Raw genomic sequence first — 22,692 nt, forward strand, 5'->3', positions numbered from 1 at the left:
CGCTCCGCGTGTGGTGCGGAGGGCTCCACCCGGCCCGCCGGTAGATTCGAGTCCCGTGACCCCGACCGCGGGCGGGTCGGCGCCCCGCCCAGCGGGCACCACCCCGCCGATCCCCGACCCGACGCTCGCCGACCTCGCCGACCTCGTCGGTGTGCCCGTGCAGGGCGACGCCGCGACGCCGGTCTCCGGGGTCACGCTGGCCTCCGGGGAGGTCGGTGCGGGGGACCTCTACGCGGCCCTGCCCGGCGCGCGCACCCACGGTGCCCGCTTCGCCGCCGACGCGGCCGCCCGCGGTGCGGTCGCCGTCCTCACCGACCCCACCGGCCGTGAGCAGGCCTGTGCCACCGGCCTGCCGGTCTGCGTCGTCGACGACCCGCGGGCCCGGCTCGGTGCCGTCGCCGCGCGGGTCTACGGCGAGCCCGGCCGGCGGCTGCAGGTCATCGGCATCACCGGCACCAACGGCAAGACGACGACCAGCTACCTGGTCGAGGCCGGCCTGGCCGCCGCCGGCCGGGGCACCGGCCTGGTCGGCACGGTGGAGACCCGCACCCGCGGCCGCGCCGCCGACGGCACGCCGACGGTCACCACCCTCCCCAGCGTCCGGACGACGCCCGAGGCCCCCGCCCTGCACGCGCTCCTGGCCCGCATGGCGGACTCGGGCGTGCAGACGGTGGTGATGGAGGTGTCGAGCCACGCGCTGGTGCTCGGCCGGGTCGGGGGCATCCCCTTCGCCGCCGCCGGCTTCACCAACCTGGGCCGCGACCACCTGGACTTCCACACCGACCTGGAGGACTACTTCCTCGCCAAGGCCCGCCTGTTCGACGGCCGTGCGGCGGTCGAGGTGGTCGACGTCGACGACCCGTACGGGCGGCGGCTGACCGGGATGCTCGACGGCCGCCGGGCGGTCACCGTGTCCGGTCGCGGCACGGCCGCCGACTGGACGGCCACCGACGTCACCGTGACCCCGGACGGCGGCTCCGCGTTCACCCTCACCGGACCGGGCGGGCGCACCTGGCCGGCCCGCGTGCGGCTGCCCGGGGGGTTCAACGTCGCCAACGCCGTCCTGGCGGTCGCCCTGCTCGGCGCCGTCGGCGTCCCGGTGGAGACGGCGCTGCGCGGGCTCGCGGAGACCGTCGTCCCCGGCCGGATGGAGCCGGTGGACGCCGGCCAGCCGTTCGTCGCGGTCGTGGACTACGCGCACACGCCCGACGCGGTGGCCACCGCCCTCGCCGCCCTTCGGGCCGCCACGCCCGGCCGGGTGATCACCGTGCTCGGCTGCGGCGGCGACCGCGACCCGGGCAAGCGGGCGGCGATGGGCGAGGCCGCGGCGCTCGGCAGCGACCTGCTCGTGGTGACCGACGACAACCCCCGCTCGGAGGACCCCGCCGCCATCCGCGCCGCGATGCTCGGCGGCGTCCCCGCCGAGCATCGCGGCGACGTCCTGGAGGTCGGTGACCGGCGCGCGGCGATCGCCGCGGCCGTGGCCCGCGCGCGGCCGGGCGACGCCGTCCTGGTGGCCGGCAAGGGCCACGAGACCGGCCAGGAGGTGGCCGGGACCCTGCACCCGTTCGACGACCGCGCCGTGCTGCGCGAGGCCCTGGCCCGCGCCGGCGAGGAGGCCCCGTGATCCCCCTGTCGTTGGCCGAGGTGGCCGAGGCGGTGGCCGGCCGGCTGACGCCGGACGCCACCGGCGTCGTGACCGGGAAGGTCACCGTCGACTCCCGCACCGTCGCCCCCGGGGACCTGTTCGTCGCCGTGCCGGGGGAGCGGGTCGACGGCGCGGACTTCCTCGCCGCGGCCGCGGCCGCCGGCGCCGTCGCCGCGCTGAGCACCCGCCCGGACGACGCGCTGCCGTGCGTGGTCGTCGACGAGCCGGTGGCCGCCCTCGGCCGGCTGGCCGCCGAGGTGCACACCCGGCTGGTCGCGGGAGGCCTGACGACGCTCGGCATCACCGGCTCCTCGGGGAAGACCTCCACGAAGGACCTGCTGGGCCAGGTGCTGGCCGCCGCCGGCCCCACGGTGAGCCCGCCCGGGTCGTACAACAACGACATCGGCCTGCCGCTGACCGTCCTCGACGCCGACGCGACCACCCGGTTCCTGGTGCTGGAGATGGGTTCACGCGGGCCCGGGCACATCGCCCGCCTGTGCGGGATCGCCCGCCCCCGGATCGGCGTCGTCCTCAACGTGGGCTCCGCGCACCTCGGGGAGTTCGGCTCGCCCGAGGGCACCGCCGCCGCCAAGGGAGAGCTGGTCGAGGCCCTGCCGGCGGACGGCACGGCCGTCCTCAACGCCGACGACGCCCGCGTGCTCGGGATGCGGCCGCGCACCCGGGCCCGGGTGCTGACCACCGGGCTCGCCGACGGCGCCGACGTCCGGGCCGCGGACGTCACCCTGGACGACGCCGGCCGGGCCCGCTTCACGCTGACCGTGGGGGAGGAACACCACCCCGTGCGGCTGCAGGTGGTCGGCGCCCACCAGGTCGCCAACGCCCTGTCCGCCACCGCCGCCGCGCTCGCCGCGGGGATGGCCCCGGCCGACGTCGCGGCCGCCCTGTCGGCCGCCGGGCCGCGCAGCCGGTGGCGCATGGAGGTCACCCGCCGGGCGGACGGGGTCACCGTCGTCAACGACGCCTACAACGCCAACCCCGAGTCCATGCGTGCCGCCCTGGCGGCCCTCACCGGCCTGTCCGGACAGCGGCGGGTCGCCGTCCTGGGCGCGATGGGCGAGCTCGGCCCCGGCGCGGACGCCGAGCACGAGCGGCTCGGCGAGGACGCCGTGGCCGCGGGGGTGGACCTCGTCGTGGCCGTGGGACCCGATGCGGTAGGGATAGCTCGAGGCGCGTTCCGGGCCGGAGCGCGCGAGGGTGAGGGTGCGGTGCACGTGCCCGACAGGGCGGCGGCCCGGGAAATGCTGATGGAGGCGCTGGTGCCCGGAGACGTCGTGCTGGTGAAGGCCAGCCGGTCCTACGGGCTCGAGGTGCTCGCCGCCGACCTGCTCGACGCCGGGGCCGGCGCGTGAAGTCGGTCCTCATCGCCGCCGCCTTCGGCCTGGTGATCTCCATCCTCGCCACCCCGGTGGCGGTGCACCTGTTCCGCCGGAAGGGCTTCGGCCAGGAGATCCGCGACGACGGCCCCGAGAGCCACCTGTCGAAGAAGGGCACGCCCACGATGGGCGGCACCGTCATCGTCGGGGCGACCGTCGGCGGCTACCTGATCGCGCACCTGTTCCTCATCAACCAGCCCGGCCGCGGGCTCACCGCCAGCGGGCTGCTGGTGCTCTTCCTCATGGTCGGGCTGGGCACCGTCGGGTTCCTCGACGACTACCTGAAGATCCGGTACCGGCGCAGCCTGGGGCTGAACAAGACCGCCAAGCTGGTCGGGCAGCTGGTCATCGGCGTGGCCTTCGCGGTGCTGGCGATCAACTTCCCCGACAGCGCCGGCACCACCCCGGCCTCCACGTTCGTCTCCTACGTGCGCGACATCGCGCCGATGGCCCTCGGCCCGATCCTGTTCGTGGTCCTGGCGTACCTGTTCATCGCCGGGTTCTCCAACGCGGTCAACCTCACCGACGGCCTCGACGGGCTGGCGGCCGGCTGCTCGGCGATGGTCTGCGGGGCCTACACGATCATCTCGTTCTGGCAGTTCACCCACGACTGCACCACCGCGGTGATCGACGGCTGCTACACCGTGCGCGACCCGCTCGACATCACCCTGGTCGCCGCCGCCGGCATGGGAGCCTGCCTGGGCTTCCTGTGGTGGAACACCAGCCCGGCGCGGATCTTCATGGGCGACACGGGGTCGCTGGCCCTGGGCGGGCTGCTGGCGGGGCTGGCGATCGTCACCCGCACCGAGTTGCTGCTCGTCGTCCTCGGCGGGCTGTTCGTCGCGGTCACCCTGTCGGTGGTGATCCAGGTGGCCTTCTTCCGGGCCACCCGGCGGCGGGTGTTCCGGATGGCGCCCCTGCACCACCACTTCGAGCTGGCCGGGTGGGCCGAGAACACCGTGATCGTCCGGTTCTGGCTGGTCACCGGGATGGCGGTGGCCTTCGGGCTGGGCCTGTTCTACGCCGACTGGCTCACCATCACCGGCCTGTGAAGAAGGACCGCCCTCCCCCCCACGCCTCGCAAGCTCGGCGCGGGCCCCTGAAGGGTGGCCGTTCCAGCACCTCACCGATGCGACACGCCCCGCCGGTGCCCCGGTCGGCGGGGCGCACCGGTCACGATGGCCCGATGGAGTCCACCGGCTCAGGCCTCGTGCCCGGCCCGCGCCCCGCGTCCGGGGCGCGCCGGACCCCGGGCGCCCCGCGAGGGCCGCTCCCGCGCCGCCTCCGGGGCCCGGCCTGGCTCGACGGCCCCATGACCAGCTGCCACCTGGTGGTCGGCGCGGCCGGGATGCTGCTGGCGATCGGCCTGGTCATGGTCTTCTCCGCGTCGGCGATCGAGGCGGCGCTGAACGACCAGCCGGCCTGGCGCCCCGGGGTCGACCAGCTGGTCTTCGCCGTAATCGGGCTCGGCGCCATGGCCGTGGCCCTGCGGCTGCCGGCCGGCCTGATCCGCCGCTGGGCGCCGCTGGCCCTGGTGGGGTCCGCCGTCCTCCTGCTGCTGGTGTTCGTCCCCGGCCTCGGGATGGAGCTCAACGGCTCCCGGGCCTGGCTGGACCTCGGAGTCACCCAGTTCCAGCCCTCGGAGTTCGCCAAGCTCGTCTTCGCGCTGTGGGGCGCGCACATGCTGGCCATCCGGGACCGGTACCTGACGGTGCGGACGCTGCTGGTGCCGCTGCTGCCGGTGTTCGGCGTGCTGTCGCTCCTGCTGTACCTGGAGCCGGACTTCGGTGGCATCGTCAGCCTCGGTCTGGTGCTGATCGGCCTGCTGTGGGGCGGCGGCATGCCGCTGCGCTTCTTCGCCTGGGGCGCCGGGATCGCCGCGGTCGGCATCTGGGTCATGGTGAAGGCCGCGCCCTACCGGATGGAGCGGATCACCGCCTTCCTCGACCCGTTCGCCGACCCCACCGACTCCGGCTTCCAGGCCATCCGGGGCTTCTACGCGCTGGCCACCGGCGGCCTGTGGGGTGTCGGGCTGGGCAACAGCGCCATGAAGTGGAACCTGCTGCCCGAGGCGGAGTCGGACTACATCTTCGCGATCATCGGCGAGGAGCTCGGGTTCCTCGGGTGCCTGGTCGTGGTCACCCTCTACGGCGTGCTCGCCTACGCCGGCTTCCGGATCGCCCGCCGGTCGGCCGACCGGTTCGTCCAGCTGGCCAGCGTCGCCATCACCGTGTGGCTGGTCGGTCAGGCCGCGATGAACATGGGGTACGTCGTCGGCCTGCTGCCGGTCACCGGGGTCACCCTGCCGCTGGTCTCCGCCGGTGGCACCTCCCTGGTGCTCACCCTGTTCATCGTCGGGCTGCTGATCCGCTTCGCCCGCAGTGAGCCCGAGGCCATCGAGCACCAGCGCCGCCACACGCCGGGCCGGTTGACCCGCCTGCTCCTGCCGGTCGCGGAGCACGCGGTCGAGCCGGTCCGCCCGCGCCGCCGGTCCCGCGTCGAGCCCGCCGGCCGGGCCGCCCGGGACGCGGAGCGGGCCGCCCGGGACGCGGAGCGGGCCGCCCGCGGGCCGGCCGTCTCCGGCCGCCGCACGGTCGCCCGCGTCGTGCCCGGCGCACCCGGCCGCGAGCGGGCGTCCGGCCCGCGCGAGCGGCGGGTGCCGGACGCCCGTGGCCGCGGCGGCGACGGCCGCCGTCAGCCCCCACCCCGCGCCCGGCTGACCGCGCCCGACTCCCCCCGGAGGCCCCGATGACCAGCGTCGTCCTCGCCGGCGGCGGCACCGGCGGCCACATCGAGCCGATGCTCGCCCTCGCCGACGCGCTCCTGCGCCGGGGTGCGGGCAGTGCCCCCGGCGCCTCGCCCACCCGGATCACCTGCCTGGGCACCGCCCGCGGCATGGAGACCCGGCTCGTGCCCGCCCGCGGGTACGACCTGCGGCTCATCCCACCGGTGCCGCTCCCGCGCAAGCCCACCCTCGACCTGCTGAGGGTGCCCGGCCGGGTGCGCGCCTCGGTGGCCGAGACCCGCGCGCTGCTGCGCGAGCTCGACGCCGACGTCGTGGTCGGCTTCGGCGGCTACGTCGCGCTACCGGCCTACCTGGCCGCCCGCCGCGAGCGGGTGCCGGTGGTGGTGCACGAGCAGAACGCGCTGCCCGGGCTGGCCAACCGGATCGGCGCACGCCTGGCCGCCCGGGTGGCGGTCACGGTGCCGGACACGCCGCTGCGCGGCGCCGAGCACGTCGGCATGCCCCTGCGGACGGCGATCAGCACGCTGGACCGGCCCGCCCGCCGCGCCGAGGCTCGCGCCACCTTCGGCCTGGACGCCGACCGGCCCACGCTGCTGGTCTTCGGCGGCTCGCAGGGGGCGGCGTCGCTCAACCGGGCCGCGGTCGGCGCCGCGGACGCGCTCACCGCCGCCGGGGTGCAGGTGCTGCACGCCCGCGGGCCGAAGAACACCGACGTGGCGGTGCCCGCGCGCCCCGCGGGCAGCGCCCCCTACGTCGTCGTCGACTACCTGGAGCGCATGGATCTCGCCTACGCCGCGACCGACCTGGCGCTGTGCCGGGCGGGCGCGGTGACCGTCGCCGAGCTGTCGGCCGTCGGGCTGCCGGCGGCGTTCGTCCCGCTGCCCATCGGCAACGGCGAGCAGCGGCGCAACGCCCTGCCGGTGGTGACGGCCGGTGGTGGCCTGCTGGTCGACGACGCCGACCTGTCGCCGTCGTGGATCGAGGAGCACGTGGTGCCGCTGGTGACCGACCCGCAGGCCCTGGCCGGGTACGCCGACTACGCCGCGGCGGCCGGGTCCCGCGAGGCCGACGAGCGACTGGCCGACATCGTGCTGGAGGTGGCCGGACGATGAGTGCCCCGAGGACGACGGGCGAGCGAGCACCGCAGCGAGATGCCCGCCGCCGACAGGGAGTGAGCATCGCAGCGAGCGCCAGCGAGCGAGGAGCGGAGCGACCGTGGAGGCGGCTGCCGGCGGCGAGCGAGGAGCGGAACGAGTCCGGAGTCGAGCGATGAGCGCCGCTGCGGTCGCCGCGTGGAACGAGCCGGTGCCCACGCTCCCCGAGCTCGGGGCGGTGCACTTCGTCGGCATCGGCGGGGCCGGGATGAGCGGGATCGCCCGGATCCTGCTGGCCCGGGGGGTGACGGTCTCCGGCAGCGACCGCCGGGACACCCCCACCCTGCTGGCCCTGCGCGCGCTGGGTGCGCGGGTCGAGCTCGGCCACGACCCGGCCCACCTGGGGGACGCCGACACCGTCGTCGTCTCCACCGCGATCCGCGAGGACAACCCGGAGCTGGCCGCGGCGCGGGAGCGAGACCTGCGGGTGCTGCCGCGGGCGGTGGCCCTGGCCGCCGTCATGGCGGGCAAGCGCAGCATCGCCGTGGCGGGCACCCACGGGAAGACCTCGACGACCTCGATGCTCACCGTCGCGGTCCAGGCCTGCGGCGCGGACCCCTCCTTCGCGATCGGCGGGGACCTCAACGAGTCCGGCAGCAACGCGCACGCGGGGGAGGGCGACGTCTTCGTCGCCGAGGCCGACGAGAGCGACCGCTCCTTCCTGCTGCTCGCGCCCTACGGGGCGATCGTCACCAACGTCGAGGCCGACCACCTGGACAACTACGGCGACCTCGCGGCCGTGGAGGCCGCCTTCGACCGGTTCCTCGGCACCGTCGACCCGGGCGGGTTCGTCGTCCTGTGCGCCGACGACCCCGGCTCGGCCCGCCTGCGCGGCGTGCCGACCCGGGCGCGGGTGCGCACCTACGGCACGGCCGAGGACGCCGACCTGCGGCTGCTGGACATCGAGGTCGGCCCCGACACGACCGCGTGGACCGCGGTCCTGGACGGCGAGGTGCTGGGCCGGGTGCAGATCCGGGTGCCCGGCGAGCACATGGCCCGCAACAGCGCCGCGGCGCTGCTGGCGGCCCTGGAGCTGGGGCTGCCCGCCGACGGCCTGGTGGAGGGCCTGGGCCGGTTCGGCGGCGTGCGCCGCCGGTTCGAGCTCAAGGGCGTCGCCGGGGGGGTGCGGGTCTACGACGACTACGCCCACCACCCCACCGAGGTCGAGGCACAGCTGCGGGCCGCCCGGGCGGTCGCGGGCACCGGCCGGGTGGTCGTCGCCTTCCAGCCGCACCTGTACAGCCGCACCCGCGAGTTCGCCGCCGGCTTCGGCGCCGCCCTCGGGCTGGCCGACGAGGTCGTGGTCATGGACGTCTACGGCGCCCGGGAGGACCCCGTCCCCGGCATCACCGGCGCGATGGTCGCCGACGCGGTCCCGCTGCCGGCCGGGCGCGTGCACTTCGAGCCGTCCTGGTCGGCGGCGGCCCCGGCGCTGGCCGACCGGGCCGAGCCCGGTGACCTGGTGATCACGATGGGCGCCGGCAACGTGTCCATGGTCGGCCCGGAGGTGCTGGAGGTGCTGCGGGCACGGGCGAGCGGTCCCGTCGACGAGCCGGGGGACCCGCAGCGGTGAGCCGTTCCGGGACGACCACCCGCGACCGTTCCCGCGGACCGGGGTCCGCTCCCGAGCCCGGACGCCGTACCGGGGCGACCGCTGACCGCCGGCGCCGCGACAGCCCGCGCGACCGCCGGCGCCGGCTGCTCGTGCGCACCGGGCTGGCCCCTGCGGTGCTCGGGTTGCTGGCCTGGCTGGTGTGGGGGAGCCCGGTGCTGGCGGTCTCGACCGTGCGGGTCGACGGCGCGGGCACGCTCACCGCCGGGGAGGTGGTGGAGGTGGCCGGCATCGCCGAGGGCACGCCGTTGCTGCGGGTGGACGTCGACGCCGCCGAGGCACGCGTGGCCCGGCTGCCCCAGGTCGCCTCGGTCGAGGTGGCCCGCGGGTGGCCGCGCAGCGTGGTCGTCACCATCGAGGAGCGGGTGCCGGTGGCGGTGGTCGAGCAGGCCGGCACGCGCACCCTCGTGGACGCCGACGGCGTGCTGTTCGACACGGTCACCGGCACGCCGCCGCCGGGCGTGGTGCCCCTCGACGTCCCTGGTCCGGGCGCCGGGGACCGCGCCACCCGTGCCGGGCTGGCGGCACTGGTCGCCCTGCCGGCCGGGGTCCGTGCCGACGTCGCGGCGGCCTCGGCCACCACGTCGGAGGACGTCACCCTCACCCTGACCGACGGCACCACGGTGCTGTGGGGGAGTGCCGAGGACGCCGAGGACAAGGCCGACGTGCTGGTCGCCCTGCTGGGCCAGCTGGAGTCCGGCGCGCTGGACCCGGCGGGCACCATCGACGTGAGTGCGCCGTCCGCGGTGGTCCTGCGCTGAGCCGCGGGCCAGTCTGGGGCGGTGAGCTCCTCGCCGATCAGCCGGTTCCCCGTCCCCAGCCCTGACCAGCTCGCCCCGGAACTGCGCGAGCGCTACGCCGACGTGGAAGAGCGCTCGGGTTTCCTGCCCAACGTGTTCGGCGCGCTGGCCTGGCGCCCCGCCGAGGCGGCGGCGTTCTTCGCGCTGCACGACGCGCTGATGGACAAGGAGACCCCCGGCCTGTCGAAGGCCGACCGGGAGGTCATCGTGGTCGCCACCAGCGCGGCCAACGACTGCCTGTACTGCGTCGTCGCGCACGGCGCGATCGCCCGCATCCGCGCCCGCGACCCGCACATCGCCGACCAGGTCGCCGTCGACTGGCGCAAGGCGCCGCTGTCGCCGCGCATGCACGCGGTGCTCGAGGTCGCCGTCCGCCTTGCGGTCGACCCCGCGGCGGTGACCGCCGCCGACCTGGAGACCCTGCGCGGGCACGGTCTCACCGAGGACGACGTCTGGGACGTCGGCGCCATCGTGTCGCTCTTCGCGCTGTCCAACCGGCTCGCGCACTGGGCGGCGATCCCCCCGAACGACGAGTTCTACCTGCTCGGGCGGGTTCCGCGGAGCTGACCCGACCGAGTGCTCGCAGAGGGTGGCGCCGGGGCTCCGGAGGGGTAGGGCCCCGGAGCGCCGACCGACACGCGCGAGAGCGCGACACGCCCGGGGCCCGAGATCACTTTCCACGGTTCCGGCTCGTCGGCGTGTCTGTGCCCTTGACCTGCACATGAGACGTTCCTGGCGCGAGTCGTCACAGTCAGTGGTGCGGATGTGACCAGTGGGGAGCCTGGGATCGGTGTGGATGCGTTCTGTCGACACGCCGGGCGCCGGAGGGTGTTTGTCGGGGTTGTGCAGCCCCCTCTAACTTCGTCCGCGTCGACCCAGTTGACATAACTATAAGGCTTTACTTGAGGATGAGGGTCGAGGTCGGGAGCCCCACATGACACCTCCGCACAACTACCTCGCGGTCATCAAGGTCGTCGGCATCGGCGGCGGCGGGGTGAACGCGGTCAACCGCATGATCGAAGTCGGCCTCAAGGGGGTCGAGTTCATCGCCATCAACACCGACGCCCAGGCGCTGTTGATGAGCGACGCGGACGTCAAGCTCGACGTCGGCCGCGAGCTGACCCGGGGACTGGGCGCCGGCGCCCAGCCCGACGTCGGCCGGCAGGCTGCCGAGGACCACCGCGAGGAGATCGAGGAGGTGCTCAAGGGCGCCGACATGGTCTTCGTGACGGCGGGCGAGGGCGGCGGCACGGGTACCGGTGGTGCCCCCGTGGTCGCCTCCATCGCCCGCAAGCTCGGCGCGCTGACCATCGGCGTCGTCACCCGTCCGTTCTCCTTCGAGGGGAAGCGGCGCGCGGTGCAGGCCGAGTCGGGGATCGAGGAGCTGCGCAACGAGTGCGACACGCTCATCGTCATCCCCAACGACCGGCTGCTGCAGCTCGGTGACCGCAACGTCAGCGTCATGGACGCCTTCCGGACCGCCGACCAGGTGCTGCTCTCCGGTGTCCAGGGCATCACCGACCTGATCACCACGCCGGGCCTGATCAACCTGGACTTCGCCGACGTCAAGTCGGTCATGTCCGGTGCCGGGTCGGCGCTGATGGGCATCGGCAGCGCGCGCGGGGACAACCGGGCGCTGCTGGCCGCGGAGCAGGCGATCGCCAGCCCGCTGCTGGAGGCCTCGATGGAGGGTGCGCACGGCGTGCTGCTGTCGATCTCCGGTGGCTCGGACCTCGGCCTGTTCGAGATCAACGAGGCCGCCTCGCTGGTGTCCGACGCGGCCCACGCCGACGCCAACATCATCTTCGGCGCGGTCATCGACGATGCCCTCGGCGACGAGGTGCGGGTGACCGTCATCGCCGCGGGCTTCGACGGCGGCAAGCCCAGCGGTCGCAAGGACGCCGGTGTCGCCTCCGTGCCCACCGCCGCCCCGGTGGCGCCCCCGGTGTCCTCCCGGATGCCGGTGCACCCCCAGCCGGTGACGGCCGCCTCGCCGGCCCCCACCGGTGAGCGGCTGGTCGGCTCGGGCTCGCAGGTCCCGCAGGCGCAGCCGGCACCGCTGCCCTCGACCTCGCAGCTGCCGGCCCGCCCCGCGCCCGCCTCGGGTGGGGGCATCACCGTGCCCCCGCTCCCGCCGGTCCCCGGGTCGGGTTCCGGCGGTGCGGGCCGTCGTCCGCTGTCGAACGAGGACTTCGAGGAGGAGCTCGACATCCCGGAGTTCCTCCGCCAGTAGAAGGACCCCGTGCCCCCCACCGCTCGTAGAAGGCCCCCGTCCTCCTCACCGCTCGCAGGCTCGCGGCGAGCCTCTGGACGGGGCCGGCCCTGCACGGGGGCCACGCCGTGAGCGCGGCCCCGGCCGCCCCGCAGGCGGTGCGACCCCGACGGGTCGTCACCGACCGGCGGGGCGGCCGGTCCCGTTCCCCCTACGAGTCGTTCAACCTGGGCGGGCACGTCGGTGACGACCCCGCCGACGTCGCGGCCAACCGTGAGCGGCTGGCCCGTGAGCTCGCCGTCGACCCCGCTGCGCTGGTGTGGATGGAGCAGGTGCACGGCACGGGTGTCGCCGTGGTCCACGGGCCGGTCGAGGGGCCGCTGCCGGCCACCGACGCGCTGGTCACGCGCACGCCCGGCCTGGTCCTGTGCGTGCTGGTCGCCGACTGTGTCCCGGTGCTGCTGGCCGACTCCCGTGCCGGCGTCGTCGCGGCCGTCCACGCCGGCCGGGAGGGTGTGCGCCAGGGCGTGGTCCCGGCCGCCCTGGCCGCCATGGCGGAGCTGGGCGCGCGGGCTGCTGACGTGACCGCACTGCTGGGCCCCGCCGTCTGCGGCGCCTGCTACGAGGTGCCCCGCGCGATGCAGGTCGAGGTGGCGCGGGTCGCCCCGGCGGCCGCCGTCCGCACCCGGGAGGGCGCCCCCGGACTGGACCTGCGGGCCGGGCTGGCCGAGCTGCTGCGGGGCGCCGGTGTCGGGCAGGTCGTGCACGACCCCCGGTGCACCGCCGAGGACCGGTTCCTCTTCTCCCACCGGCGCGACGGCGTCACCGGGCGGCAGGCCGGCGTCACCTGGCTCGGCTGACGGAGGACCCTCCCGCAGGGTCCCGCCATGCGCAGGCTGGCGGCGGGACCCTGCGGGAGGGGCACGGTGGAGGGGGAGGATCCACGCCGTGACGACCCCCGCCGACCGCCTCCAGGCCGTCCGTGCCCGGATCGCCGCGGCGGCCCGTGCCGCCGGCCGCGATCCCGCCGAGGTCCGCCTCCTGGCGGTGAGCAAGACCTGGCCCGCAGCCGCCGTCCGGGAGCTCGTCGCGCTCGGTCAGGCCGACTTCGGGGAGAACCGCGCCCAGGAGCTGACCGGCAAGGCCGCCGAGCTCGCCGACGTGCCGCTGCGCTGGCACTTCATCGGCCAGCTGCAGCGCAACAAGGCGGCCGCGGTCGCTCGCCTGGGCGCGGTGGTGCACTCGGTCGACCGGGTGTCGCTCGTCCGGGCCCTGGCGCGTGCGGGGACCGAGCAGGGGCGGCCGGTCGAGGTGCTCCTCCAGGTGGACCTCGGCGGACCCGAGGGTGAGCTCGCCGCCCGCGGCGGCGCCGCGCCCGACGACGTCCCCGCCCTCGCCGACGCGGTGGCCGCGGAGCAGGGGCTCCGGCTGCGTGGCCTCATGGCGGTCGCCCCCCGGGAGGGCGACCCGGGCCCCGCCTTCGCGCGGCTGGCCGTGCTCGCCGAGCGGGTGCGGTCCGACCACCCGGAGGCGGGCGACATCTCGGCCGGGATGAGTGCCGACCTGGAGGAGGCGATCGCGGCCGGGAGCACACTCGTGCGTGTCGGAACCGCCCTCTTCGGGGAACGGCCCCTACCCTCCCCGGAGGACGAGTCACACCAGTCACACGGGTCCCACCAGCCCGGGTGAGGGACGCGAGCAACGAGGACGACACCAGAGGGGGAGGGCTGATGGCCGGGACCATGCGGAAGATGGGCATCTACCTCGGGCTCGTCGAGGACGACGACGCCCGTGCCTACGGCCGGTACGACGCCCGGCAGCCGGACTACGACCGGCACGGCGACGAGCGGCACCTCGACGACCGGCGCTACGGCCGGTACGCCGAGGACGCCTACGACGACCCCTACGTCGGCGCCGGCGACCGGTACGCCGAGCTCGACTACCGGGCCGAGGACTACCCCGCCGACCTCGAGGCCGACCTGCCGGCCCCCGACCCCGAGCCCGTGGCGCTGCCCCGACGCACCCCGGGCAACCGCAGCATCGGGCTGGCCCCGGCGACCTCGACGCCCGCTGCCCGCCTCGGCGGCTCGGCCGGTGGCGGCCTCTCGTCGACCGCGGGGTCCGGTGCCGGCGGGTCGACCGCGGCCGGTGCCGCTGGTCTCGCCGTCCGGGAGCCCGTTGCGGCCGTGCCCGAGCCCGCCCCGGCCCCGGCGCCCACCCCGAAGCCCTACCGGATCACCACGCTGCACCCGCGCACGTACAACGAGGCCCGCCAGATCGGCGAGAGCTTCCGCGACGGCATGCCGGTGATCATGAACCTCACCGAGATGAACGACGCCGACGCGAAGCGGCTCGTGGACTTCGCTGCCGGCCTGTCCTTCGGCCTGCGCGGTAGTATCGAGCGCGTCACGAACAAGGTGTTCCTGCTCAGCCCGAGGGACGTCGACGTGACGGCCGAGGACAAGGCACGGATCCGCGAGGGCGGGTTCTTCAACCAGTCCTGAGGCCGGCAGGACTGGACCCGGCACGCGGAGTGCCCTGAACGAACGAGGACCGTGGCTCTCTTCTGGCAGATCGTCTCATCGGTGCTGCTCGTCTTCCTCGTCCTGCTCTTCGCGCGGTTCGTCGTCGACTGGGTCATGGTGCTGGCCCGCAGCTGGCGGCCGTCCGGGCTGGTGGCGGCGGGGCTGGAGGTCGTCTACGCGACGACCGACCCTCCGCTCAAGGCGGTCCGCAAGGTCATCCCGCCCTTGAACCTGGGCACCATCCGGTTGGACCTCGGGTTTATGGTGCTTTTGATTGCCGTGTACATCCTGCGTGGCATCACGACCTCACTCGCCGCCACCGCGTGACCCTGAACCCACCGGGGAAGGACGGACGGAGGACGGGTGCGGTCCGCCGTCGCTCGTCCGAGAACGTCCCTGTTCCCGCTGTCCGACCCGAGGTGACCCGATGCCATTGACGCCTGCCGACGTGCACAACGTCGTCTTCAAGAAGCCGCCGATCGGCAAGCGTGGCTACGACGAGGACGAGGTGGACGCGTTCCTCGACGTGGTCGAGGCCGAGCTGGCGCGGCTGATCGAGGAGAACAACGAGCTCCGCTCGGGCTCGGCCACCGGCCGCACGCCCCGCCAGGAGGCCCCGGAGCCGCCGGCTCCCGCCGTCGCGCCGCCGCCCCCGCCGGCCGCCGCTCCGCGTGAGGACGACAGCGCTCGCGCGTCGCGGATGCTGGCGCTGGCCACCGAGACGGCCGACCGGTACGTCAACGAGGCCAAGGCCCAGGCCGACCAGATGGTCGTCACCGCCAAGACCAACAGCGAGCGCATGGTCACCGAGGCGCGGGCCAAGAGCGAGCAGATGGTCAGCGAGGCGAAGATGCGTGCCGACTCGATGGTCGGCGACGCCCGCACCCGCGCCGACACGATGGAGCGCGAGGCCCGCGCCAAGGCCGCCGCCCTCGACCAGGACGCCGAGCGCCGGCACGCCGAGGTCATGGGCACGCTCGAGGAGAAGAAGAGCAGCCTCGAGCGCAAGATCGAGGAACTGCGGACCTTCGAGCGCGAGTACCGCACGCGCCTGCGGTCCTACCTCGAGTCGCACCTCCGCGACCTGGACAGCCGCGGCTCGGCCGAGCCGGCGTCCAACAGCCGGCAGACACAGCACGCCAGCGCCTGACACAGGCCCCGTCCCCCACCCCTCCAGGTGGCCCGGAACGGGAGAGCACAGCAGGGCCCCCGGACGACGTCCGGGGGCCCTGCTCCGTCCGGGCGCGGGCCGGGGGGCCGCCCGGTTACAGTCGGCCCGTGATCTTGGCAGCCGGCCTGCTCGTGCTGATCGGTCTCGGGATGTTCGTCGGCGGCCTCGTCACAGACATCACGGCCCTGTACTGGGTCTGCGTCGTGGCCTGTGCCCTGGCCGCGGTCCTGCTGGTGCTGTCACGGGTCGCCGCCGCCCGGGACGTGGACGAGCCCACCGACCGTGCGCCGTCGCCGCCGGCCGTGCGCGGCCCGTCGTCGGGCGGGCAGCGCGCCGACGGCGGCCCCGCTACCGGGGGTCAGCGCGCCGTGGGCGGCCCGGACTCCGGGGGACACCGCGCTGCGGGTGGCACGTCGTCGGACGGGCACCGCGCGGTGCACGGCCCGTCGTCGGGCGGGCACCGGGCGCTCCGGGACGACCACCACTCCCGCGACGTCCCTGCCGGGGAGTCGCGGGAGCCCGCCGTGGCCCCGGAGCTGCCGGCCTGGCCCGTCGCGCCGCCCGGAGCACCCACCCGGGGCCCGGCGGCCGACGCGCCGACGGGTGCCCACGCGGCCGTGCCGGGGGGTGTCCGCGGCGCCCCCGACGACGGGGAACCCGCCGAGGAGGACGTCGAGGTCACCGACCTGCTGCTCGTGGTCGACCTCGACGACGAGGTGCTCGTGGTGGACGAGCACCCCCGCTACCACGTGGCGGTCTGCCCGCACCTGAGCGGAGCGACCACGATCCCGCTGCCGATGGCCGAGGCCCGGGCCGACGGCTTCACCCCGTGCGGGACGTGCCGCCCGGTGCGGCAGCTGGCCGACACCGAGCGGGCGCGGCGCAGGTCCGCCCGCGGGTACTGAGCCGACGGAGGCCCCGTCCAGAGCCTCGCCACGGCTCCGTCGCGGATCCCGCCCCGACCTGCGACAGGTGAGGAGGGCCGGGTCCTCCTCCGGTGAGGAGGACGGGGTCCCTCCTCAGCCGCCCGCGCGCGCCACCCAGAACCGCGAGCCGGCCGGCCCGTCGATCCCGTCGCCCGCGCCGGCCGTCCGGGCGTGCACCCGGACGGCGAGCACCTCGTCGGCCAACTGGGCGCCGTGCTCGGTGAGCGCCTGAGCCATCTGGTCGGCGCCGGCGGAGTGGTCGACGGTCCACCACAGCTCGATGCGGTCGCTGACAGCCAGGCCGCTGCCCTTGCGGGCGTCCTGGACCAGCCGGACCGCCTCGCGCACCAGCCCGGCACGCTCCAGCTCGGGGGTGAGCTCGAGGTCCAGCGCGACGGTGAGCCCGCCGCCGCTGGCCACGGTCCAGCCCTCGCGCGGCGTCTCGGTGACGACCAGGTCGCCCTCCTCCAGCGGCACGGGGGCACCGTCCACGTCGACGGTGGCGGTGCCGGTCCGGTAGGCGGCGACGAGGGCGGCCGCGTCGGCGGCGGCGACGGCCTTGGCGACGGCCTGGACCTGCTTGCCCAGCCGCCGGCCGACGGCCCGGAAGTCGACCTTCACGCTGACGTCCACGAGGTCCCCGCCGACCGCCGAGAGGTCCATCAGCTCCGCGACGTTGAGCTCGTCGGCGACCTCGGCGACCAGGTCCCGGGGCAGCTCCGACCAGCCGGGCGCGGACACCACGGCCCGGGCCAGGGGCTGGCGGGTGCGCACCTTGGCCGACGTGCGGGCCGAGCGGCCCAGCTCCACCAGCCGCCGGACCAGCGCGACCTGGGCGACGAGCGCCTCGTCGCGGGCGGCCTCGTCGACCCGCGGCCAGCCGGCCAGGTGCACGCTGTCAGGGACCTCGGCACCGGCCAGCCCCGGCACCACCGCACGGGCCCACACCTCCTCGGTGACGAAGGGGGTGAACGGCGCCATCAGCCGGGTGAGGACGTCGAGCACCTCGTGCAGCGTGGCCAGCGCGGCCGGGTCGCCGTCCCAGAAGCGGCGGCGGGAGCGGCGCACGTACCAGTTGGAGACGTCGTCGACGAACTGGGCGATCAGCCGGCCCGCGCCCTGGGTGTCGAAGTCCTCCAGGGCCGCGGTGACCCCGTCGGTGACAGCGGCCAGCTCGGCCAGCGCCCAGCGGTCCAGCAGCGGCCGGTCCGCCGGGGCGGGGGCGGGCGTCGTGGCCGGGTCCCACCCGTTGGTCTCGGCGTACAGCGTGAAGAAGCTGGCGGTGTTCCAGTAGGTGAGCAGCACCTTCCGGACGACCTCGGACAGCGTCTCGTGGCCCACCCGGCGGGCGGACCACGGCGAGCCGCCGGCCAGCATGAACCAGCGGACGGCGTCGGCGCCGTGTCGGTCCATGAGCGGGATCGGCTCGAGGATGTTGCCGAGGTGCTTGCTCATCTTCCGGCCGTCCTCGGCGAGGATGTGGCCGAGGCAGAGCACGTTCTCGTAGGAGCTCTGCTCGAAGACCAGGGTGCCGACGGCCATGAGCGTGTAGAACCAGCCGCGGGTCTGGTCGATCGCCTCGCAGATGAACTGCGCCGGGTAGGCGGCCTGGAACTCCGCCTGGTTGCGGTGCGGCGCGCCCCACTGCGCGAAGGGCATCGAGCCGGAGTCGTACCAGGCGTCGATGACCTGGCGGACGCGCCGGTAGGTGCCCTCCTCACCGGGACGGGTGAAGGTCACGTCGTCGATGAACGGCCGGTGCGGGTCGAGGTCGGACAGGTCGCGGCCGGTCAGCTCCGAGAGCTCGGCGAGGGAACCGACGGCGACCATCCGCGTCGGGTCCGCGTCGTTGCGCCAGATGGGCAGCGGGGTGCCCCAGTAGCGGTCCCGGGACAGCGCCCAGTCGACGTTGTTGCGCAGCCAGTCGCCGTAGCGGCCCCACTGGATGTGCTCGGGGTGCCAGTGCGTCCGCTCGTTCTGGGCGAGCAGCTGGTCCTTGATCACCGACGTCCGGATGTACCAGGACGGCTGCGCGTAGTACATCAGCGGCGTGTGGCAGCGCCAGCAGTGCGGGTAGCTGTGCTCGTAGCGCTGCTCGCGCCACAGCACGCCGCGCTGCTGCAGGTCGACCACCAGCTCGTCGTCGGCGGCCTTGAAGAAGCGGCCCCCGACCAGGCCGACGTCGGGCAGGAAGTGCCCGGTCGCGTCGATCGGGTTGACCACGGGCAGGCCGTAACCGCGGCAGACGGCGAGGTCGTCGGCGCCGAACGCGGGGGACTGGTGCACCAACCCGGTGCCGTCGTCGGTGGTCACGTAGTCGGCCAGGACGACGAAGTGCGCGTCCTCCCCCTCGGGGAAGTCGACCAGCTCGAAGGGACGCTGGTAGTGCACCCGTTCCCAGTCCCGGCCGGTGGTGCGGGCCAGCACCTCGACGCCGTCGGTCCCACCGAAGACGGCGCCCAGCAGCGGCTCGGCCACGACGAGCGTGTCCGCGGCGCGCCGGGCGACGACGTAGGTGACGTCGGGGTGCACGGCGACCGCGGTGTTGGACGGCAGCGTCCACGGCGTCGTCGTCCAGACCAGCAGGTCGGCCTTGCCGGCCCACTCGCCGCTGGTGACCGGCAGCCGCACGTAGACCGACGGGTCGGTGATCGACTCGTAGCCCTGGGCCACCTCGTGGTCGGACAGCCCGGTGCCGCAGCGGGGGCAGTACGGGGCGACGCGGTGGTCCTCGACGAGCAGGCCCTTGTCGAAGACCTGCTTGAGCGACCACCAGACGCTCTCGATGTAGGCGGGGTCCATCGTCCAGTAGGCGGTGGACATGTCGACCCAGTAGCCCATGCGGTGGGTGAGCTCGCTGAACGCGTCGACGTGCCGCATGACCGACTCGCGGCACCGGGCGTTGAACTCCGCGATGCCGTACCGCTCGATGTCCGGCTTGCCGGCGAAGCCCAGCTCCTGCTCGACGGCGATCTCCACCGGCAGGCCGTGGCAGTCCCAGCCGGCGCGGCGGGGCACGTGCCAGCCCTGCATGGTCTTGAACCGGGGGAACACGTCCTTGAACGCACGTGCCTCGATGTGGTGCGTGCCAGGGCGCCCGTTGGCGGTGGGCGGCCCCTCGTAGAAGTTCCACTGCGGCCGGCCGGCCGAGGCCTCCAGCGAGCGGGCGAAGACCTTGTCGGCCTCCCAGCGGCCCAGGATCTCCTGCTCGAGGGCGGGCAGGTCGACCTGGGGGGGCAGCGCGCGGAACGGGCCGGGAGAGCTCACGCCGCCCATTGTCCCCGAGGCGCTCGGCGGTCCGTCGGTGGACTGCTGGAACCGCGCTGTGATGCGCGTACGGGAGACTGCCGAGGTGGACAGGGGCGCCCGGTGAACACGACGGTCACCGTCGCGCTGGCCCTCGGCGCGCTGATCGTCCTCGTCGCCGCCGTCGCGCTGCGCCTGGCCGACCGGCTGGGCCTGCCCAGCCTGCTGATCTACCTCGCCCTCGGAGTGGCCCTGGGCGAGCGCGGGGTGGGCATCGACTTCGAGGACGTGCAGCTCACCCAGACCCTCGGCGTCGCCGCGCTGCTCGTCATCCTGGCCGAGGGCGGGCTGACCACCCGGTGGGACGACGTCCGGCGGGCGATCGGGCCGGGCGTGTCACTGGCCACCGTGGGCGTGGTGGTCAGCGTCGTCGTCACCGCGGCGATCGCGGTCTGGCTGCTGGACTTCCCGTGGGCCTTCGCGCTCCTGCTGGGCGCGGTCATCGGCTCCACGGATGCCGCCGCCGTCTTCGCCGCGCTGCGCCGGCTGCCGCTGCCCCGCCGCCTGGCCGCCTCCATCGAGGCCGAGAGCGGCCTCAACGACGCCCCCGCGATCCTCCTGGTGTCCGCGCTGGCGACGTACCTGACCGGCGGCGAGACGCACGCCTGGTGGCTGGTCGCGCTGGAGATCGTCGCGGAACTGATCGGCGGTGCGGCCATCGGCATCGCCGTCGGGGTGGCCGGCGCCGAGCTGCTGCGCCGGGTCGCCCTCCCGCTGGCCGGGTTCTACCCGCTGGCCACCCTCGCGCTGTGCGTGCTCGCCTTCTCGACGGCGGCCCTCGCCCACACCTCCGGGTTCGTCGCGGTGTACCTGGCCGGCGTCGTGCTCGGGAACGCGGCCCTGCCGCACCGCTCGGCGAGCATGGGCTTCGCCGAGGGCATGGCCTCCCTGGCCCAGATCGGGCTGTTCGTCCTGCTCGGGCTGCTCGCCTCGCCGTCCCGGCTGGGCGAGGCGCTGCTGCCGGCGCTGCTCGTGGGCGGCGCGCTGCTGCTGGTGGCGCGGCCGCTGTCGGTGCTGGCCAGCCTCGTGTGGTTCCGGCTGCCGCTCACCCAGCAGGCGTTCATCTCCTGGGCGGGCCTGCGCGGGGCGGTGCCGATCGTCCTGGCCACCTTCCCGGTCGCGGCCGGTGTCGACCGCGCCGTTCGCATCTTCGACATCGTCTTCGTGCTCGTCGTCGTCTTCACCCTGATCCAGGGCTGGTCGCTGCCCTGGGTGGCCCGGCGACTGCGGATCGCCGCGCCGGTGACGCCGCGCGACGTCGACGTGGAGTCCGCCCCGCTGGACGAGCTGGACGCCGACCTCCTGCAGCTCACCGTCCCGCAGGGCTCCCGGCTGCACGGCGTCTACCTGCCCGAGCTCCGGCTGCCCGAGGACGCCGCGGTGGTGCTCATCGTCCGCGACGGCCGCTCGTTCGTCCCCGACGCCAACACCCGGCTGAAGCGCGGGGACCAGGCACTGCTGGTGTCGGCCCGCCGCTCCCGGCCGGCGGCCGAGCAGCGGTTGCGAGCGGTCAGCCGGGCCGGGCGCCTGGCCGGCTGGCGTGGCGAGACCGGCGCCGCCACCGAGGCCGACTGAGCCCACGGACAAGACGGGGGCGCGAGCGCACCGGTCAGCCGTTGAGCTCCAGGGTCTGCATCGTCTGCGCGCGGACCTCGGCGAGCAGCGCCGGGTCGTCGGCCAGGCGGCGGCCGTAGGAGGGGATGGCCTCCTGCAGCGCCGGACGCCAGGCCTCGATCCGGTCGGGGAAGCAGCGCTCGAGCACGGTCAGCATCGCCGAGACCGCCGTCGAGGCGCCGGGGGAGGCGCCCAGCAGGCCGGCGATGGTGCCCTCGCCGCCGACGACGAGCTCGGTGCCGAACTGCAGGACGCCGCGGCCGGTGGCCGGGTCGCGCTTGATCACCTGAACCCGCTGGCCGGCAGTGATCATGTCCCAGTCGTGCTCCTCGGCCTCGGGCACGAACTCGGTCAGCGTGCGGTGCCGGGCGCTGCGCGACTGGAGGAGCTCGCCGATCAGGTAGCGGGTGAGCGCCATCTCGGTGCGGGCCACGCCCAGCATCGAGCCGAGGTTGTTCGGCTTGACGCTGAGCGGCAGGTCGAACATCGAGCCGGCCTTGAGGAACTTCGGCGAGAAGCCGGCGTAGGGGCCGAACAGCAGCGAGTGGTCGCCGTCGATCAGCCGGAGGTCCAGGTGGGGCACCGACATGGGCGGGGCGCCGACGGCGGCCTGGCCGTAGACCTTGGCCTGGTGGGCGGAGACCAGCTCGGGGGAGCGGGTGCGGAGGAACATGCCGCTGACCGGGAAGCCGCCGAAGCCGCGGATCTCGGGGATGGCGGCCTCCTGCAGCAGCGGCAGGGCCCCGCCACCGGCGCCGACGAAGACGAAGCGGGTGCGGACGGTGCGCTCCTCGCCGCTGACCGCGTCCCGGACGGTCACCGCCCAGCGGCCGTCGGTGCGGCGCCGGACGCCGGTGACCCGCTGGTTGACGTGCACGTGGACCCCGCGGTCCTCGGCGGCGGCGAACTGCAGCCGGGTGAGGGAGCCGAAGTCGACGTCGGTGCCGGCGACCGAGCGGGTGGCCGCGACCGCCTGGCCGGGGCGGCGGCCGGTCATCACCAGCGGGACCCACTCGGCCAGCTCGGCCGGGTCGTCGGTGTGCTCCATGCCCGCGAACAGCGGGGAGGCCGACATGGCCGTGTACCGGTTGCGCATGTACTCGCGGCCGGCGTCGCCGGTGACGAAGCTGACGTGCGGGACCGGGGTGATGAACTCCTTGGGCGAGCCGGTCAGGCCCGCGCGGACCAGGTGCGACCAGAACTGCCGCGAGACCTGGAACTGCTCGTTGATGGTCTCGGCCTTGGCGATGTCGACCGAGCCGTCCGCGCCCGCCGGCGTGTAGTTCAGCTCGCAGAGAGCCGCGTGCCCCGTGCCGGCGTTGTTCCAGGCGTCCGAGCTCTCCGCGGCCACCTGTGCACCGGACTCGAAGACGGTGACGCTCCAGTCGGGGGCGACGACACCGAGCAGCGACGCGAGGGTCGCGCTCATGATGCCGCCACCCACGAGGACTACGTCGGGGTCGGTGGCTGAGGCGAGATCGGTGGACACGACGGCCTTCCGGCATCGGGGGAGGGGCTTGCCTACCAGGTAACGGTCACTGGCTGCCCGAACATGTCACTCCGCGTGGTGAGATGTGTCGCAGA

18 protein-coding genes are annotated in these 22,692 nt (G+C 74.9%); 16 read left to right on the forward strand and 2 right to left on the reverse strand.

Going from position 1 to position 22,692, the window contains the following annotated elements; all coding sequences use genetic code 11:
* Positions 1-55: 55 nt before the first annotated feature.
* From CRP39_RS04200 to CRP39_RS04270, 15 genes are all read left to right on the forward strand, one after another.
* On the forward strand, positions 56-1,627 hold the full coding sequence (locus tag CRP39_RS04200) for a UDP-N-acetylmuramoyl-L-alanyl-D-glutamate--2,6-diaminopimelate ligase (RefSeq protein ID WP_097204599.1): 1,572 nt from the start codon (positions 56-58) through the stop codon (positions 1,625-1,627).
* A complete protein-coding gene (locus CRP39_RS04205) occupies positions 1,624-3,018 on the forward strand; it encodes a UDP-N-acetylmuramoyl-tripeptide--D-alanyl-D-alanine ligase (protein WP_097204601.1) in 1,395 nt (464 codons plus the stop codon). The genes CRP39_RS04200 and CRP39_RS04205 overlap by 4 nt, the downstream gene beginning before the upstream one ends.
* Positions 3,015-4,094: a phospho-N-acetylmuramoyl-pentapeptide-transferase gene (gene mraY / locus CRP39_RS04210; RefSeq protein WP_097204603.1), complete on the forward strand. Its 1,080-nt coding sequence runs from the start codon at positions 3,015-3,017 to the stop codon at positions 4,092-4,094. Before CRP39_RS04205 ends, mraY begins: the two co-directional genes overlap by 4 nt.
* Positions 4,095-4,354: 260 nt before the next feature.
* Entirely contained in the window at positions 4,355-5,794 is a 1,440-nt protein-coding gene (ftsW, locus tag CRP39_RS04215) for a putative lipid II flippase FtsW (RefSeq protein ID WP_245853552.1), read from the forward strand.
* Positions 5,791-6,900, forward strand: a complete 1,110-nt coding sequence (gene murG, locus CRP39_RS04220; protein ID WP_097204606.1) for an undecaprenyldiphospho-muramoylpentapeptide beta-N-acetylglucosaminyltransferase — start codon at positions 5,791-5,793, stop codon at positions 6,898-6,900. The genes ftsW and murG overlap by 4 nt, the downstream gene beginning before the upstream one ends.
* Positions 6,901-7,057: 157 nt before the next feature.
* A complete protein-coding gene (gene murC / locus CRP39_RS04225; RefSeq protein WP_097204608.1) occupies positions 7,058-8,515 on the forward strand; it encodes a UDP-N-acetylmuramate--L-alanine ligase in 1,458 nt (485 codons plus the stop codon).
* A complete protein-coding gene (locus tag CRP39_RS04230) occupies positions 8,512-9,315 on the forward strand; it encodes a cell division protein FtsQ/DivIB (RefSeq protein WP_172442277.1) in 804 nt (267 codons plus the stop codon). The genes murC and CRP39_RS04230 overlap by 4 nt, the downstream gene beginning before the upstream one ends.
* Before the next feature lie 21 nt (positions 9,316-9,336).
* On the forward strand, positions 9,337-9,921 hold the full coding sequence (locus CRP39_RS04235; protein ID WP_097204609.1) for a peroxidase-related enzyme: 585 nt from the start codon (positions 9,337-9,339) through the stop codon (positions 9,919-9,921).
* A gap of 367 nt (positions 9,922-10,288) precedes the next feature.
* Positions 10,289-11,587: a cell division protein FtsZ gene (gene ftsZ, locus CRP39_RS04240; protein WP_097204611.1), complete on the forward strand. Its 1,299-nt coding sequence runs from the start codon at positions 10,289-10,291 to the stop codon at positions 11,585-11,587.
* Positions 11,588-11,694: 107 nt separating this feature from the next.
* Positions 11,695-12,426 (forward strand): peptidoglycan editing factor PgeF, encoded by a 732-nt coding sequence (pgeF, locus tag CRP39_RS04245; RefSeq protein WP_216359598.1) that lies wholly within the window; start codon positions 11,695-11,697, stop codon positions 12,424-12,426.
* Positions 12,427-12,514: 88 nt separating this feature from the next.
* On the forward strand, positions 12,515-13,255 hold the full coding sequence (locus tag CRP39_RS04250) for a YggS family pyridoxal phosphate-dependent enzyme (RefSeq protein ID WP_097204612.1): 741 nt from the start codon (positions 12,515-12,517) through the stop codon (positions 13,253-13,255).
* Positions 13,256-13,296: 41 nt separating this feature from the next.
* The gene (locus CRP39_RS27970) at positions 13,297-14,070 is read left to right on the forward strand and encodes a cell division protein SepF (protein WP_097204614.1); all 774 of its coding nucleotides are present in this window, start codon (positions 13,297-13,299) and stop codon (positions 14,068-14,070) included.
* A gap of 51 nt (positions 14,071-14,121) precedes the next feature.
* The gene (locus CRP39_RS04260; protein ID WP_097204615.1) at positions 14,122-14,418 is read left to right on the forward strand and encodes a YggT family protein; all 297 of its coding nucleotides are present in this window, start codon (positions 14,122-14,124) and stop codon (positions 14,416-14,418) included.
* A 100-nt stretch (positions 14,419-14,518) separates the two neighbouring features.
* Positions 14,519-15,241 carry a DivIVA-like cell division protein Wag31 gene (gene wag31 / locus CRP39_RS04265; protein ID WP_097204617.1) on the forward strand — a complete coding sequence of 241 codons (723 nt, stop codon included), beginning with the start codon at positions 14,519-14,521 and terminating at the stop codon, positions 15,239-15,241.
* Positions 15,242-15,369: 128 nt separating this feature from the next.
* The gene (locus tag CRP39_RS04270) at positions 15,370-16,167 is read left to right on the forward strand and encodes a hypothetical protein (protein ID WP_097204619.1); all 798 of its coding nucleotides are present in this window, start codon (positions 15,370-15,372) and stop codon (positions 16,165-16,167) included.
* A gap of 114 nt (positions 16,168-16,281) precedes the next feature.
* Here the strand turns inward: CRP39_RS04270 and ileS are convergent, their stop codons facing one another.
* Positions 16,282-19,455, reverse strand: coding sequence for an isoleucine--tRNA ligase (gene ileS, locus CRP39_RS04275; RefSeq protein WP_097205153.1), 3,174 nt, complete (start codon positions 19,453-19,455; stop codon positions 16,282-16,284).
* Between the two features lie 102 nt (positions 19,456-19,557).
* Here ileS and CRP39_RS04280 point away from each other — a divergent pair, with 102 nt between their 5' ends.
* On the forward strand, positions 19,558-21,069 hold the full coding sequence (locus CRP39_RS04280) for a potassium/proton antiporter (protein WP_097204621.1): 1,512 nt from the start codon (positions 19,558-19,560) through the stop codon (positions 21,067-21,069).
* 34 nt (positions 21,070-21,103) lie between these two features.
* Here the strand turns inward: CRP39_RS04280 and mqo are convergent, their stop codons facing one another.
* Complete coding sequence (mqo, locus tag CRP39_RS04285; RefSeq protein WP_097204623.1) at positions 21,104-22,597, reverse strand: malate dehydrogenase (quinone); 1,494 nt, start codon at positions 22,595-22,597, stop codon at positions 21,104-21,106.
* Positions 22,598-22,692 lie beyond the last annotated feature (95 nt).

Source organism: Geodermatophilus sabuli, from assembly GCF_900215145.1.
Lineage (GTDB): Bacteria > Actinomycetota > Actinomycetes > Mycobacteriales > Geodermatophilaceae > Geodermatophilus > Geodermatophilus sabuli.

What these genes read in the sequence shown, in the direction of transcription:
- murC (WP_097204608.1), top strand. Translation starts at nt 7,058, where the DNA reads ATGAGCGCCGCTGCGGTCGCCGCGTGGAACGAGCCGGTGCCCACGCTC.
- CRP39_RS27970 (WP_097204614.1), top strand. Translation starts at nt 13,297, where the DNA reads ATGGCCGGGACCATGCGGAAGATGGGCATCTACCTCGGGCTCGTCGAG.
- ftsZ (WP_097204611.1), top strand. Translation starts at nt 10,289, where the DNA reads ATGACACCTCCGCACAACTACCTCGCGGTCATCAAGGTCGTCGGCATC.
- wag31 (WP_097204617.1), top strand. Translation starts at nt 14,519, where the DNA reads ATGCCATTGACGCCTGCCGACGTGCACAACGTCGTCTTCAAGAAGCCG.
- murG (WP_097204606.1), top strand. Translation starts at nt 5,791, where the DNA reads ATGACCAGCGTCGTCCTCGCCGGCGGCGGCACCGGCGGCCACATCGAG.
- ftsW (WP_245853552.1), top strand. Translation starts at nt 4,355, where the DNA reads ATGACCAGCTGCCACCTGGTGGTCGGCGCGGCCGGGATGCTGCTGGCG.